Here is a 12,547-nt window from a genome sequence, read left to right as displayed (position 1 = left end):
GCTGGGTGCGGTGAAAGTCGCACGCCCCGATCTAACTGAGAGGGGCGGGGAATAATATCCCCCCTCGACTCAACCAGCTACACAAATCCGTAACATTGCCTGTACACTGCCCATGATTTGGCCATTCAAGCCCCGCTACCGCAAACAAATCGCCCGTATCGAAATCACCGGAGCCATTGCCGGAGAAACCCGTAAACGAGTCCTAGAAGCTCTCAAAACCGTTGAAGAACGCAAATTTCCCGCCTTGCTGCTGCGGATAGACAGCCCCGGCGGCACTGTCGGCGATTCCCAGGAAATTTACAGCGCACTCAAGCGTCTGCGCGAAAAAGTCAAAATTGTTGCCAGTTTTGGCAATATTTCAGCTTCGGGCGGAGTTTACATCGGCATGGGAGCCGAGCATATCGTTGCTAATCCCGGTACAATTACCGGCAGCATTGGCGTGATTATCCGGGGTAACAATCTAGAACGGCTGTTAGAAAAAGTAGGCGTTTCTTTTCAGGTGATTAAATCGGGGCCGTATAAAGATATCTTGGCATTCGATCGAGAATTGACAGATCCTGAACAGCAAATTCTGCAAGACTTGATCGACACCAGCTACCAGCAATTCGTGGAAACCGTTGCTGAAGCCCGGAAATTGGCTGTTGAGAAAGTCAAAAGTTTTGCCGATGGTCGGGTTTTTACCGGTCAGCAAGCCTTAGAATTGGGTTTGGTCGATCGACTTGGAACAGAAGAGGACGCTCGCCGCCTTGCAGCCGAACTCGCAGGCCTCGACCCGGAAAAAACCGAGTCTTGCACGCTAGAAAAACAAAAACCTTTCCTAAATCGCGTCTTGGGGAGTAGTCTGGATATATCCGGGCTTTCAGCTTACAATAATGTGCTGGAATTCGAGCTTTCTACTAGCGGTTTGCCGCTGTGGATGTATCGCCCGTGATTAAATAAATTAGTCATTGGTCAGGAGTCAGTAGTCATTAGTTACCCCTGGATGATTGGGCGATTGAAATCTGTTGACCTCAAACTCAAATGTGGCGAAGCGCCCGTCATTCGAGTTTGAGGTTAAACTACACAAACGAAGTCCACTCCTAGCGGACTAAAAAATAAACTGGGTATTTAAGCCTAATTTAGTATAACTACTTATTAGTGACTAATAACTACTGACTAATGACTAATGACCGATGACAACTGACTAAAATGGAGGAAATTGGCGTGGAGTGGCAAGTGCGGGCGATTCGTGGGGCAACTACTGCTAGTGATAATTCGGTGGCAGCAATTCGAGAAGCGGTGAGAGAATTGTTAGATGAATTAGAAGCAAAAAATGATATAAATCCAGAATTAATTATTAGTGCTACGTTTTCTGCAACTCGTGATTTAGATGCTGTGTTCCCGGCGGCGATCGCCCGCGAACGTCCTCACTGGTGTAATGTTCCTTTATTGGACGTACAGCAAATGCACGTTGAGGGTGCTTTGGAACGCTGCATCCGGTTTTTAATTCACGTCAATTGGCCGGCACATACTGAAATTTATCATCCTTATTTGCGGGGAGCTCAAAATTTGCGCCCCGATAGGAATTTAGCGGTGGCGGTGGCTGGGGAAAAATAATAGATTCACTTTGGGCTTGATTTAAAAGTTAACTCACCATTACAGGTGGGTTTATTTTTTACGGGACTTGATACAGTTCAAAACCTGCCCTGGGGATATATGGTTAAAAGCTTTTATTATAAAAAAAACCCGGTTTCTTTGAGAAGCCGGGTTTTTGGTCAATCAGCCGCTTTCTTGTGATGCAGCCTAATCCCTAAAAAGATGTCATATATAAAATTCCAAAATTCCTTTTTCCCTTCCAATATTCCCAAACTTTGAGGGGAACCTTTCTCATCCAACAGCGGCTTCACAGCCTCATAAGCAGGCTTGTAATTGTACCAAGGAATGGAAGGCCACAAGTGATGAATTAGATGATAATTCTGCCCCAAAATCAAGATATTTAGAATAGGACTAGGATATACTCTGGCATTTTTCCAACGATCGCGATCGTGAAACGGACGGTGCGGCAAATAATCAAAAAATAACCCCAATGCCAATCCCACCACCATAGCGGGAGAAAACCAAAAATTCAGCACGTAACCTAAATGGTCGTACTGAATCGAGATATACACGATCGTGATCACAAACAAACGGCTGAGAAACCATTCCAATAATTCGTATTTCCGCCACAGTTTGCGCTTAAAAAAGAAAATCTCGTGGTAAAAAAACCTCGCCGCAATCAACCACAAAGGCCCGCCCGTCGAAACATAATGGTCTGGATCGTTATCTGGGTCATTAACGTGGGCGTGATGCTGCATATGTACCCGCGTAAACACCGGGAAAGCAAAACCCAACATCAGTGCGCTACCGTGTCCCAAAATAGCATTAACTGTGCGATCGCGATGGGCTGCATTATGAGACGCATCGTGAATCACAGTTCCAGCCATGTGCAACGCCAACACGTTCAGCGAAAAACAGCACCACTGCGGCCATCCCCAACACCAGAAACCCAAGTTAGAAATCACGAGAATCGCTACTGCACTCAAAAATAGCAGCAGTGTCGGATTGAAGTCACCGGGAGGACTCAGAAACTCTTTCGGCACTGTCAGCGGCCGTCCTGCCTCCGACATCTTTGTTAAGACTCCTTAATATTTCACACTTGCGTAGTATAAGATACAAGCCAGCCAATAGTAAAGTTTTGTCAGGAACCTCAACCTAAAGGCATGAAAGAACAGAGTCCGATCGCCAGACACTAGCGCCTGCACAAACAGCAAAGTATTGCTGTTGTACAGGGATACCAGTCCTAAATTAGCCAAAAGATCTCAGCAGAAGAAACAAAATCAATGGGTATGTCTGTATTTATGTCAAGCCTGAGAGCGGAAAAATTTGCAAAAAAGGGCGCTCCCCAAGAAAAGATTACCGATCGGTAAAAAGTCAGATATTCTATATATTGTTCAATACCTGCTTTTTTGACGACTATCAAAATTTTTAAGACTTGAGACTAGCGTCATTGCTTGTAGTGCAAAGATGAAACGTTAGCCGAAATTTAAACAAGAAATCCACCTGCCTCCCCAGAACACCGCTGATGCAATTGCCAAAAGCCCTACGCCGGACTAAAATCGTCGCCACCATTGGCCCAGCAACTTCGGACCCACAAGTGCTGCGCCAGCTCATAGAAGCCGGTGCCACAACTTTGCGACTCAACTTTTCCCACGGAACAGAAGAAGACCACGAGCGCAGCATTCGCTTAATCCGGCAAACATCCTTTGAACTCAACCAACCGGTTGCCATCCTCCAAGACCTCCAAGGCCCGAAAATTCGTTTAGGGCGCTTTGAGACAGGCTCTATAGTTGTCAAAAACGGCGATCCTTTCATTCTCACCAGCCGCCAGGTTCCCGGCACCGAACTCATTTCTTCCGTCACCTACGACCCCCTAGCAGACGAAGTTCCAGAGGGAGCAGTGATTCTGCTCGACGACGGCAAAGTGGAAATGCTGGTCGAAAAAGTAGACCGCGCGGCGCGGGAATTGTACTGCCGCGTCGTCGTCGGGGGGCCGCTTTCCAACAACAAAGGCGTGAATTTTCCGGGAGTTTACCTGTCAATTAAAGCGCTGACTGATAAAGACCGCAAAGATTTAATGTTCGGCCTCGACCAAGGTGTCGATTGGGTGGCCCTGAGCTTTGTGCGGAATCCCCAAGATGTGCTCGAAATTAAAGAGCTGATTGCCAGTGCGGGCAAGCAAGTACCGGTGATTGCCAAGATCGAAAAGCACGAGGCGATCGAACAAATGGAGGAAATTCTCACCCTTTGCAACGGCGTGATGGTCGCCCGCGGCGATTTGGGAGTGGAACTGCCCGCCGAAGACGTGCCGATTTTGCAAAAGCGGCTGATTGCTACCTCCAACCGCCTGGGCATTCCGGTAATTACAGCTACCCAGATGCTCGACAGCATGGTCAACAATCCCCGTCCCACCCGCGCCGAGATTTCCGACGTGGCAAACGCGATTCTTGACGGAACTGATGCGGTGATGCTCTCGAATGAAACTGCTGTCGGCAAGTTCCCCGTCGAAGCGGTGGCGACGATGGCGAGAATTGCGGTGCGGATGGAGAGGGAAGGAATTAAGCGGAATATTAGGAATGTAGAAGATATTGGTCGATCGATCCCCAACGGAATCAGCCAAGCAGTCAGCCAAATCTCCGAACAATTGAACGCGGCGGCCATCATGACGCTGACCAAAACCGGCGCCACAGCCCGAAATGTCTCGAAGTTCCGACCCAAAACTCCGATTTTGGCCGTTACTCCTCACGTAGACGTAGCCCGACAACTGCAATTAGTATGGGGAGTAAAACCCTTGCTGGTGCTGGATTTGCCCTCCACCGGCCAGACTTTTCACTCTGCCATGACAGTCGCCCAGGAAAAAGAGTTAGTGTGCGACGGAGATTTAGTGGTAATGACCGCCGGTACTCTGCAAGGGGTTGCCGGATCGACGGATTTGATCAAAGTTGAGGTAGTGACAGCAGTTTTAGGCAAAGGCACCGGTGTCGGTTTGGGATCGGTGAGTGGCATGGCCAGGGTTGCTCGCACTGCTGCGGATGTAGGCAATTTCCACCCTGGAGAAATTTTGGTAGTGGAACACACCAGTGTCGCTTTTGTGGAGATGATTCGGAAAGCAGCAGGTGTGGTGACGGAGGAGGACAGTTTGACTTCTCACGCCGCGATTATCGGTTTGCGCTTGGGCGTGCCGGTGATGGTGGGCGTAAAGAATGCCACGCGGGTAATTCGGGACGGAACTATGCTGACGCTCGATATGCAGCGCGGTTTGGTTTATTCCGGGGCCAGAGGCGGCTCAACTGACGCGGAAGTGACCGTTTAACTGTTGGTGAGCTAGGAGTTGTGGAGTTTTGAATTAAATTCTACAACTCCTTGCTTTTTTCGCTTAGGTTGTGCTACGATTCAAAATTGTCTGTGCCGATGTAGCTCAGGGGTAGAGTATTCGATTCGTAATCGAACGGTCGTGGGTTCAAATCCCACCATCGGCTTTGGGTTTCAGCGATTTTTGTCTACGCTTTCGTCTATGACTGAGCTCAAGCTGAGCTCAAAACGCAGTTTAACTGTTCAAAAATGCTCTCGGCAAAGTAGCCGAGAGCATTTTTATTTGCCCTAAATCCTTGTGTGGTGGATATGGTGAGTTTTTTAAATCAACAGTTAAATCTGAGTTCGTGAAAATGGCGATCGTCATGAACCGAGTTAATCACCTAGCAGTAATATCATTTCCGGTTACACCGGAATGATGTTGACGGTTGACTGTTGACTGTTGACTGTTCACTGTCAACAGTCAACCGTCAACAGTGAACTCGAATTTACTATTCCGATGCTAACGGATTTGATATAACAAGTTCGAGCCACAAAATGCGTGAATGGCGATCGCGTGCATCAGCCAATCATCGCGCAAAAATAGGGTAAAATTGCGATCGAAGCGTCACACTCTGTTGAACATTCAGCAGCCCATGCAAAAAGCATCTGAGATGAGAGTAGAAAACTTAGATTATCTGGGCTTAGTAGCAGGTCTAATTGATCACCTAGGAATCTTCCCAAAAATCGGTAGTCCTGCATAGTCAGTATAATTAGGGGTTTTATTGTAGAGATAAACTGGCGTTATACTCATGAATAAAATACCAAAGATATCCAATGTGATAGGAGAGTCTTTTAGAGAATTAAAGAGTTTTTTTGACCCTACGAGATATTCTTTGTCTCATCGTATTATTAAATCTTTCTAGAGAGTTTGTCAGACTCGTATCCTTTCCTACTAATTTGTGTCTTTTTTGAGGAAAAAGTATCCCATACGCACGCCAAAAATCTGTAGAACTTACAGCACATTGACGATATACTGCGAGCAATACAGTGTCCTTACGGGAAGCTTTTTTAGATTGGTATTAGTTCCGATCGCACAATTTCCACTGCAAAAACGCGAGCAAACTCAGCGACAAGAATCGATCGCACTCGATCGACCTCAATTCCCGGGATAAACTGCTCTAAACTTCCAACAGGTCGATCGGGAATCCCGCAAGGTACAATTTGCCCAAAACCTGCGAGATCCGGACAAACATTTAAGGCAAAACCGTGCATCGTAATCCAGCGACTGACTTTAATGCCGATCGCGCCTACCTTGCACCCATCTACCCAAACCCCAGTCATACCGGGAACCCGCGAACCCTTCAACCCGCAAACTTCTAGCACCCGCAGCAGCACTTCCTCCAACTGCCGCAAATACCAGTGCAAATCTTGTTGGTGACGGCGCAAATTTAAAATCGGATAGCCCACCAATTGGCCCGGACAGTGGTAAGTCACCTCGCCGCCCCGCTCAACTCGGTGCAGTTCCGCCCCAGTTTGACTTGGGTCAAATTTCAGAAATTCCAAATTTGCTCCCATTCCCAAAGTGTAAACCGGCGGATGTTCCAGCAAAATCAGGACATCGGGCAAATCTGGATTTACCCGGCGTTCTTGCACGAGTTTTTGCTGGACTTCCCAAGCTTGGGAGTAGGGCACTTGTCCCCAATCGAGGAGTAAGCAGGGTTGTGCATTTAGCTGTTGAGGGATGAGAGGAGAAATCATGAAAAAAATCAAGAGTGTATTTACGGAATATTGGCGCAGTTTAAATCAAGAATTGTCAACATATAATAAAAGATTTGGAAGATAAGTGTTTTCCAGAATACATAGTGCTACTGTGTAAAATATACCCACGTTACAGAAGGGAGGGAGCTCTATGAAGCTTGTTATCCAGGGTAAGAATATAGAAATCACCGATGCGATTCGCGAGTACGTCAATCAAAAGGTTGAAAAGGCAGTTAGCCATTTTCAAACTTTGACTACAGAAGTGGACATACATCTATCGGTGGCTCGTAACCCCAGGATCAATCCTAAGCAGACTGCTGAGGTGACAATTTATGCTAACGGCAGCGTGATTCGGGCTGAAGAAAGCACGGAAAGCCTTTATGCTAGCATCGATTTGGTTGCCGACAAGATAGCTCGTCAACTGCGGAAATTTAAGGAAAAACGCCACGACAACAAGACCCAGAGTAGTGCCAAAACGGTTACGGTAGTTGATGAACATCCTGTAGTAGCAGATCTGATAGGCGATCGAACTCCCGAACTTCCTGCTGAGGTGGTGCGAACTAAGTATTTTGCCATGCCTCCAATGACTGTGCAAGAAGCTTTGGAACAATTGCAGATTATCGATCACGATTTCTATATGTTCCGTAATGCGGAAACAGGCGAAATTAACGTGCTCTACGAACGCAAGAGTCACAGCGGCTATGGAGTTATTCAACCGCGCCACAGCAACGGTAACGGTAATAGCAAAAATGGCAAAACTGCCGAAAGCGCTACATCTGAAAAATCGAGTGTTGCGAAAAGCTAGATAATTGCTGAGTGCTAATTGTTAATGGCTGCAAGCCGTTAGCAAAAAAGGACTAAAGTCCTTACTACGAACCACGAGTTTTTAGTAAGGACTTTAGTCCTTTCTTGTTTTTTTAGATAATGATTCGTAGTCAGGACTTGGGCGATGTTTCCTAGAGAAAATGGATGAACAATTATGCTATTGGAGTTAAGACAATTAAAGATTCAACCGGGTCAGCAATTACTGGTTGAGGATGTGAACTGGCAACAATTTGAAAGTATTTTGGCGGAATTGGGAGAAGGTCGTGCTTCCCGACTTTCCTATAGTAACGGACGGTTAGAAATTATGGTTCCTCTGCCCGAACATGAAAAAGCTAAAGAAATTATTGGCGACATGGTAAAAATTTTGTTGGAAACACGACAAATAGCATTTGAGTCGTTAGGTTCGACAACGTTGAAAAATGAACGCATGAGTCAGGCTGTCGAACCGGATACCTGTTTTTACATTCAAAATCAAGCAGCCGTTATAGGTAAAAATCGCCTCGATATGAGTGTTGATCCGCCCCCAGACTTAGCTATAGAAATTGATCTGACATCTCGCACGCAGTTGGATAATTATCAAATTCTAGGAGTGCCGGAACTTTGGCGATACGCACGGCGAGGGCTACAAATCAACGTCTTGCAAACCGAACAATATATTGAGTCTGATGTGAGTCCCACTTTCCCCAATATCCCGATTATCGAAGTGGTGAATCAGTACACTCAGCAGAGTCAAGTTGCTGGTAGAACCCACGCTATTCAAGCTTTTAAAAATTGGGTACGGGAAAATCTCTAGTCTCAGAACTTTCTTCCTCACTAAAAACCGTTAGTTCGCAGTCAGGAATTTAGTTTTTTCTTGTTTTTTAGACAATGATGGATGAGGACTTTCGCAGGGCGGTTTCATTTTCTTGTAGGGGCAAACCCCCCGTGGTTGCCCCGATGCCTGAAATTCCCCTGAAATCATCTGTGGCTGGGGGCGGGCACGGGGGCACCGCCCCTACAAAATCCTGGTTTTCCGTAGGGGCAATCCCCCCGTGGTTGCCCCGAAACAGCCCTGAGGACTTTCGTCCTCACTACCAACAATATATTTAAGCACATCCATCTAAATTTTGATGGTGTCTAAAGTTTTGAGTGCTTCTGCAACGTGTGCTTTGAAGTCTAACATGGAGTCAAAAATATGCTTGACAACGCCTTCTTTGTCAATGACATAAGTTACTCTACCGGGCATAATCCACAGTGTAGGTGGAACTCCGTATAATTGCCGCACTTTGTTGCCACTATCGCTCAGCAGTGTAAAGGGTAGCTGATACTTGGAGGCAAATTTTTGGTGCGATTGTTGCGAATCTTCGCTAATTCCTATGACTTCTGCACCTGCGTCTTTGAAAACTTCATAACTATCTCGAAAAGCGCAAGCTTGGGTGGTGCATCCGGGTGTGTCATCTTTGGGATAAAAGTAGACTATGACGTTTTTTTTACCTTTAAAATCTTTGAGGCTGACTGATGTGCCAGTTTGAGATGGTAAGGTAAAATCGGGTGCGGTGTCTCCTACTTTGACTGTCATGTTTTTTTAACTGAGTAGCTCTGTTTGGGTGAAAATTTAACTTTTGTTATTGTACAGTTTTTTTGAGCAATAGTTCATAGTTGCGATCTGGCAATTCGACAGCATCCCATTTTTGCTTTCTCGCACTGCTAAAAAAACCGTTTTTACAAAATCTGGATGCTTCCCGCTATTCGCAGTTACGGGGATTAATTGAAGAGGCTTTTTTGAACCACACATCCACGGGGATTAACCAAGATTCTGATTAACAATGCGAGGGGCGGCGCTGAAGCGTTACTACAAAGTTAATTGTTATCGGCCTTTAGTTAAATTTTTTAATTCCCGCCAGATTGGAGGAATTTGGCCGGAGTGTGTGCGTGGCTGCGTGAGGATTCCTTGAGTAGGACTGAACAGCAATGATAACACAAAGAATCCCGATGCAACTAAAACTATTGCGGGGCCGGATGGCAAGTTATAAAAGTAGCTGAGATACATTCCGCTAATGCTGGAAATAACTCCGATTATTGCGCCTAAAATCATTACTTGATGCAAGCGAGTGACTAGGAGATAGGCGGTACTTGCGGGTGTAATTAATAGGGACAAGACTAGCACTACGCCAACTGCTTTGAGGCTGGCAACTATGGTGAGGGCGATGAGTACCATCAGTCCGAAGTTGAGCAGGTTTACTGGCAAACCTGTTGCTTGCGCTCCTAATGGATCGAATGTGTAAAATAGCAGTTCTTTGTAAAAGACTACTACAACTAATAAGACTACGGCGACTATGACGGCTGTGTCGATCGCATCTTGGGGGGTAACGCCGAGGATGTTGCCGAAAAGAAAGTGGTTGAGGTCGATTTTGTTGTCTTTTTGGACGATCGTAATTAGGGTGATGCCGAGGGCGAAGAAGGCTGAAAATACGATGCCCATTGCCGCGTCTTCTTTGATTGTCGATCGAGCTTTGATCCAAGCTATGATTACTGTACTCAAAACTCCGGCAATGAACGCGCCGATAAATATGTTTGCTCCGAGGATAAATGCGATCGCCAATCCGGGCAAAACCGAGTGGCTGATGGCGTCTCCGAGCAAGGCCAGCCGCTGTACCATTAGGTAGCTGCCGACGATCGCGCAGACGATGCCGACGAGAATGGCAATTACGAGCGATCGCTGCATGAATCCGTACTGCAACGGCTCAATTAAGGTTTGTAGCATAAAACGATAAAATAACAATTAACTAATGACTAACACCCAAAGCAATCGGGTTTTTTCCGATATTTATCGTTGCCAAACCCAATATTACCCAATAAACCGGGATCGAGAGCGTAACTCCTAAATTAATGACTGCTGGCTAACTAAGCTGCTTGTCCGGAAAAGAACATTACTTGTCCGCCGTAGGCGCGGTAAAGGTTTTCTTTTGTTAGAACTTCTTGGCGGGAACCAGCGGCAATTAATTCTGTATTTAGCAAAATTAAATCATCAAAATTGGTGATTGATTCGCCTAAGTCGTGGTTGACTACTAAGACGATTTTTCCGGCATTTGCTAGCTGGTGGAAGATGTCAAAAATAATATTTTGAGTTTTTTGGTCAACGCCGACAAACGGCTCATCAAAGCAGAAAATAGCGGCTTCTTGGGCTAATGCTCTAGCTAGAAATACTCGCTGTTGCTGTCCGCCGGAAAGTTGTCCGATCGGTCTGTCTTTGTAAGCACTCATGCCAACTCTTTCTAAGGCATCGGCAGCGGTGCGGCGGCTAGCTGCCGAGAAGCGGCGAAACCATCCGGCTTTTCTGACTCTTCCCATCATGACGACATCCCAAACGGTGGCGGGATAGTTCCAGTCAATTTGCGATCGCTGCGGCACGTAGGCTACTATTTCGAGTCGATCGGCGATCGCTTCTTGGCCCCAGGTAACAGTGCCGCGAGCTGCCGGAATTAAGCCCAACATTGCTTTAATCAGCGTGCTTTTGCCGGCACCGTTGGGCCCAATAATACCCGTCAGCCTTCCCGGTTTGACGGAAAGACTGATATCTTTGAGTGCCTCTACCGTGCGGTAGTTTACTGCTAGGTGCTTAACAGTGATAATTTCAGTGTCGGTAGCGCTGTCTTTGAGGTGGCAAACCATTTTAGACCAAGGATTCTCGTTGGGGAAGGCGGCGGTATTCATTGCGGTGACTCTATCTCCTTTTTATTAAGTTTACTGTAAAAATGAAAAGAATATGAAATCATCGGTAAATAGGAATAATCTGCAACGCACCAGAGGTAGATAATGCGACAGTGCAAGCTCGAAAACCCTCAAACTATAGGTTTGGCGGCGAAAATCTCAAGTCGGTTAAAACTCATATCTTCCACAATTCTCAATCACAGGCCAGATGCCTATTCCACAAAGAGTGAGTTTTCTGGTGGGGTGGGCATCCTGCCCGCCCAGACAAGGGTTATTGAGAATGGTGTCAGATGTGAATTAAAAGCGACGGCAATTGTGAAGCAATCCTATCAAGGAGAGTTTAGCAGTGAGTCGGGGATTGAAACCTCCCGCCCTGGATTGAACAAGTCCAAAGTATTTTTTATCAGAACTATTGCCTGCGGCATTTTGACTTTGGGTTTATTTAGTTGCGCTCGAACCCAGAGCGATCGCCTATCTCCAGAGGCAGATGCTAAACCCAAGGTAGTTGCTACCAGCACAATTATTGAGGATTTGACCGATCGAGTAGCCGGCGGCGAAGTTCAGCTAACAGGAATTTTGCAGCCGGGAACCGATCCTCACGTTTACGAACCGGTGCCAAAAGATTCTCAAGCTTTAGAAAAAGCTAACTTAATTTTGTATAACGGTTACAATTTGGAACCTGGATTAATTAGGATGATGAATGCCGCCGGAATTAAGGCGCGAAAATTAGCAGTGGGGGAAGTCGTCAAGCCTTTGCTACTGAATAAAGAAGGCAATACCGTACCCGATCCGCACGTTTGGGGAAATGTGGAAAATGTAGTTCAAATGGTGGAAGCGATTCGGGATGCGCTAATCGACCTGTCGCCGGAAGATCGGGAGAAGTTTACGCAGAATGCTGTGAAACTTACTGAAGAGTTAAAACGTTTGGATACTTGGATCGAACAAGAGATTAAAACTATTCCGGAAAATCAGCGCAAATTAGTCACAAGTCACGATGCTTTTCAATATTACAGCCGCGCCTACGGATTGGGAGATGCTAACAGTTTGATCGGGATTAGTACCGAGGAACAGCCCAGCGCTCAAACGGTGCAAAAGTTAGTAGAAGCCGTGAAAGCTGCGGGAGTTCCTGCTATTTTTGCCGAGACTACAATTAACCCGCAACTGATTAGAACAGTGGCTGAGGAAGCGGGGGTGAAATTGGCGGCGCAGCAACTTTATTCGGATTCGATTGGGGCGGCGGGAAGCGAGGGCGATTCTTATGTGAAAATGATGTCGGCTAATACTCGCGCCATCGTCGAAGCTTTGGGGGGGAAATACACGCCGTTTGAAGTTAGCAAGTAGCAAGTAGGGTGCGTCTGAAGAGTTTTATTTTATGTGCGGATAGGGTGACAGCTAACTGATAGCA

11 protein-coding genes, 1 tRNA gene and 1 pseudogene are annotated in these 12,547 nt (G+C 46.4%); 7 read left to right on the top strand and 6 right to left on the bottom strand.

Translation table 11 applies throughout. From position 1 onward, the window contains the following. Window positions 1–112: 112 nt before the first annotated feature. Complete coding sequence (gene sppA, locus QUB14_RS22685; protein WP_333155225.1) at window positions 113–931, top strand: signal peptide peptidase SppA; 819 nt, start codon at window positions 113–115, stop codon at window positions 929–931. Window positions 932–1,188: 257 nt separating this feature from the next. Then, window positions 1,189–1,596 (top strand): chorismate mutase, encoded by a 408-nt coding sequence (gene aroH, locus QUB14_RS22680; protein ID WP_333219501.1) that lies wholly within the window; start codon window positions 1,189–1,191, stop codon window positions 1,594–1,596. Window positions 1,597–1,754: 158 nt separating this feature from the next. Here aroH and crtR read toward each other — a convergent pair whose 3' ends face one another. Beyond that, window positions 1,755–2,645, bottom strand: a complete 891-nt coding sequence (gene crtR / locus QUB14_RS22675) for a beta-carotene hydroxylase (RefSeq protein WP_333219503.1) — start codon at window positions 2,643–2,645, stop codon at window positions 1,755–1,757. A 455-nt stretch (window positions 2,646–3,100) separates the two neighbouring features. Between crtR and pyk the strand changes: the two genes are divergently transcribed. Then, complete coding sequence (pyk, locus tag QUB14_RS22670; RefSeq protein ID WP_333219505.1) at window positions 3,101–4,888, top strand: pyruvate kinase; 1,788 nt, start codon at window positions 3,101–3,103, stop codon at window positions 4,886–4,888. 94 nt (window positions 4,889–4,982) lie between these two features. Further along, window positions 4,983–5,054: transfer RNA gene (locus tag QUB14_RS22665), tRNA-Thr, on the top strand. Between the two features lie 594 nt (window positions 5,055–5,648). On the opposite strand, the pseudogene QUB14_RS22660 reads toward QUB14_RS22665, so the two are convergent. Continuing rightward, a pseudogene (locus tag QUB14_RS22660) lies at window positions 5,649–5,912 on the bottom strand (IS1 family transposase); the annotation flags it as partial. Between the two features lie 25 nt (window positions 5,913–5,937). After that, window positions 5,938–6,627 (bottom strand): lipoyl(octanoyl) transferase LipB, encoded by a 690-nt coding sequence (gene lipB, locus QUB14_RS22655; protein ID WP_333219507.1) that lies wholly within the window; start codon window positions 6,625–6,627, stop codon window positions 5,938–5,940. Window positions 6,628–6,778: 151 nt separating this feature from the next. Here lipB and hpf point away from each other — a divergent pair, with 151 nt between their 5' ends. Both hpf and QUB14_RS22645 read left to right on the top strand, forming a co-directional pair. Beyond that, a complete protein-coding gene (gene hpf, locus QUB14_RS22650; RefSeq protein WP_333120983.1) occupies window positions 6,779–7,432 on the top strand; it encodes a ribosome hibernation-promoting factor, HPF/YfiA family in 654 nt (217 codons plus the stop codon). Between the two features lie 174 nt (window positions 7,433–7,606). Next, window positions 7,607–8,245 (top strand): Uma2 family endonuclease, encoded by a 639-nt coding sequence (locus QUB14_RS22645; protein WP_333219510.1) that lies wholly within the window; start codon window positions 7,607–7,609, stop codon window positions 8,243–8,245. Between the two features lie 306 nt (window positions 8,246–8,551). Here the strand turns inward: QUB14_RS22645 and QUB14_RS22640 are convergent, their stop codons facing one another. The 3 genes from QUB14_RS22640 to QUB14_RS22630 all read right to left on the bottom strand — a co-directional run bounded on the left by QUB14_RS22640 (window position 8,552) and on the right by QUB14_RS22630 (window position 11,145). Beyond that, window positions 8,552–9,010, bottom strand: a complete 459-nt coding sequence (locus tag QUB14_RS22640; RefSeq protein WP_333219512.1) for a peroxiredoxin — start codon at window positions 9,008–9,010, stop codon at window positions 8,552–8,554. 288 nt (window positions 9,011–9,298) lie between these two features. Beyond that, window positions 9,299–10,195: a metal ABC transporter permease gene (locus QUB14_RS22635; protein ID WP_333219514.1), complete on the bottom strand. Its 897-nt coding sequence runs from the start codon at window positions 10,193–10,195 to the stop codon at window positions 9,299–9,301. A 140-nt stretch (window positions 10,196–10,335) separates the two neighbouring features. Beyond that, window positions 10,336–11,145 carry a metal ABC transporter ATP-binding protein gene (locus QUB14_RS22630; RefSeq protein ID WP_333219517.1) on the bottom strand — a complete coding sequence of 270 codons (810 nt, stop codon included), beginning with the start codon at window positions 11,143–11,145 and terminating at the stop codon, window positions 10,336–10,338. Between the two features lie 102 nt (window positions 11,146–11,247). Here QUB14_RS22630 and QUB14_RS22625 point away from each other — a divergent pair, with 102 nt between their 5' ends. Beyond that, on the top strand, window positions 11,248–12,483 hold the full coding sequence (locus QUB14_RS22625; RefSeq protein ID WP_333219519.1) for a metal ABC transporter substrate-binding protein: 1,236 nt from the start codon (window positions 11,248–11,250) through the stop codon (window positions 12,481–12,483). The last annotated feature ends 64 nt before the right edge of the window (window positions 12,484–12,547 follow it).

Source organism: Microcoleus sp. B3-D2, from assembly GCF_036705345.1.
In the GTDB taxonomy this organism is placed as follows: domain Bacteria; phylum Cyanobacteriota; class Cyanobacteriia; order Cyanobacteriales; family Microcoleaceae; genus Microcoleus.
The sequence above is the reverse complement of the archived record's forward strand: the minus strand, read 5'-3'. Positions and strand labels throughout refer to the sequence as shown.

Excerpts from the sequence above, each read along its gene's own strand:
- aroH (WP_333219501.1), top strand. The coding sequence starts at position 1,189 with ATGGAGGAAATTGGCGTGGAGTGGCAAGTGCGGGCGATTCGTGGGGCA.
- lipB (WP_333219507.1), bottom strand. The coding sequence starts at position 6,627 with ATGATTTCTCCTCTCATCCCTCAACAGCTAAATGCACAACCCTGCTTA.
- hpf (WP_333120983.1), top strand. The coding sequence starts at position 6,779 with ATGAAGCTTGTTATCCAGGGTAAGAATATAGAAATCACCGATGCGATT.
- QUB14_RS22630 (WP_333219517.1), bottom strand. The coding sequence starts at position 11,145 with ATGAATACCGCCGCCTTCCCCAACGAGAATCCTTGGTCTAAAATGGTT.
- QUB14_RS22635 (WP_333219514.1), bottom strand. The coding sequence starts at position 10,195 with ATGCTACAAACCTTAATTGAGCCGTTGCAGTACGGATTCATGCAGCGA.
- pyk (WP_333219505.1), top strand. The coding sequence starts at position 3,101 with ATGCAATTGCCAAAAGCCCTACGCCGGACTAAAATCGTCGCCACCATT.
- crtR (WP_333219503.1), bottom strand. The coding sequence starts at position 2,645 with ATGTCGGAGGCAGGACGGCCGCTGACAGTGCCGAAAGAGTTTCTGAGT.
- QUB14_RS22645 (WP_333219510.1), top strand. The coding sequence starts at position 7,607 with ATGCTATTGGAGTTAAGACAATTAAAGATTCAACCGGGTCAGCAATTA.
- QUB14_RS22625 (WP_333219519.1), top strand. The coding sequence starts at position 11,248 with ATGCGACAGTGCAAGCTCGAAAACCCTCAAACTATAGGTTTGGCGGCG.
- QUB14_RS22640 (WP_333219512.1), bottom strand. The coding sequence starts at position 9,010 with ATGACAGTCAAAGTAGGAGACACCGCACCCGATTTTACCTTACCATCT.
- sppA (WP_333155225.1), top strand. The coding sequence starts at position 113 with ATGATTTGGCCATTCAAGCCCCGCTACCGCAAACAAATCGCCCGTATC.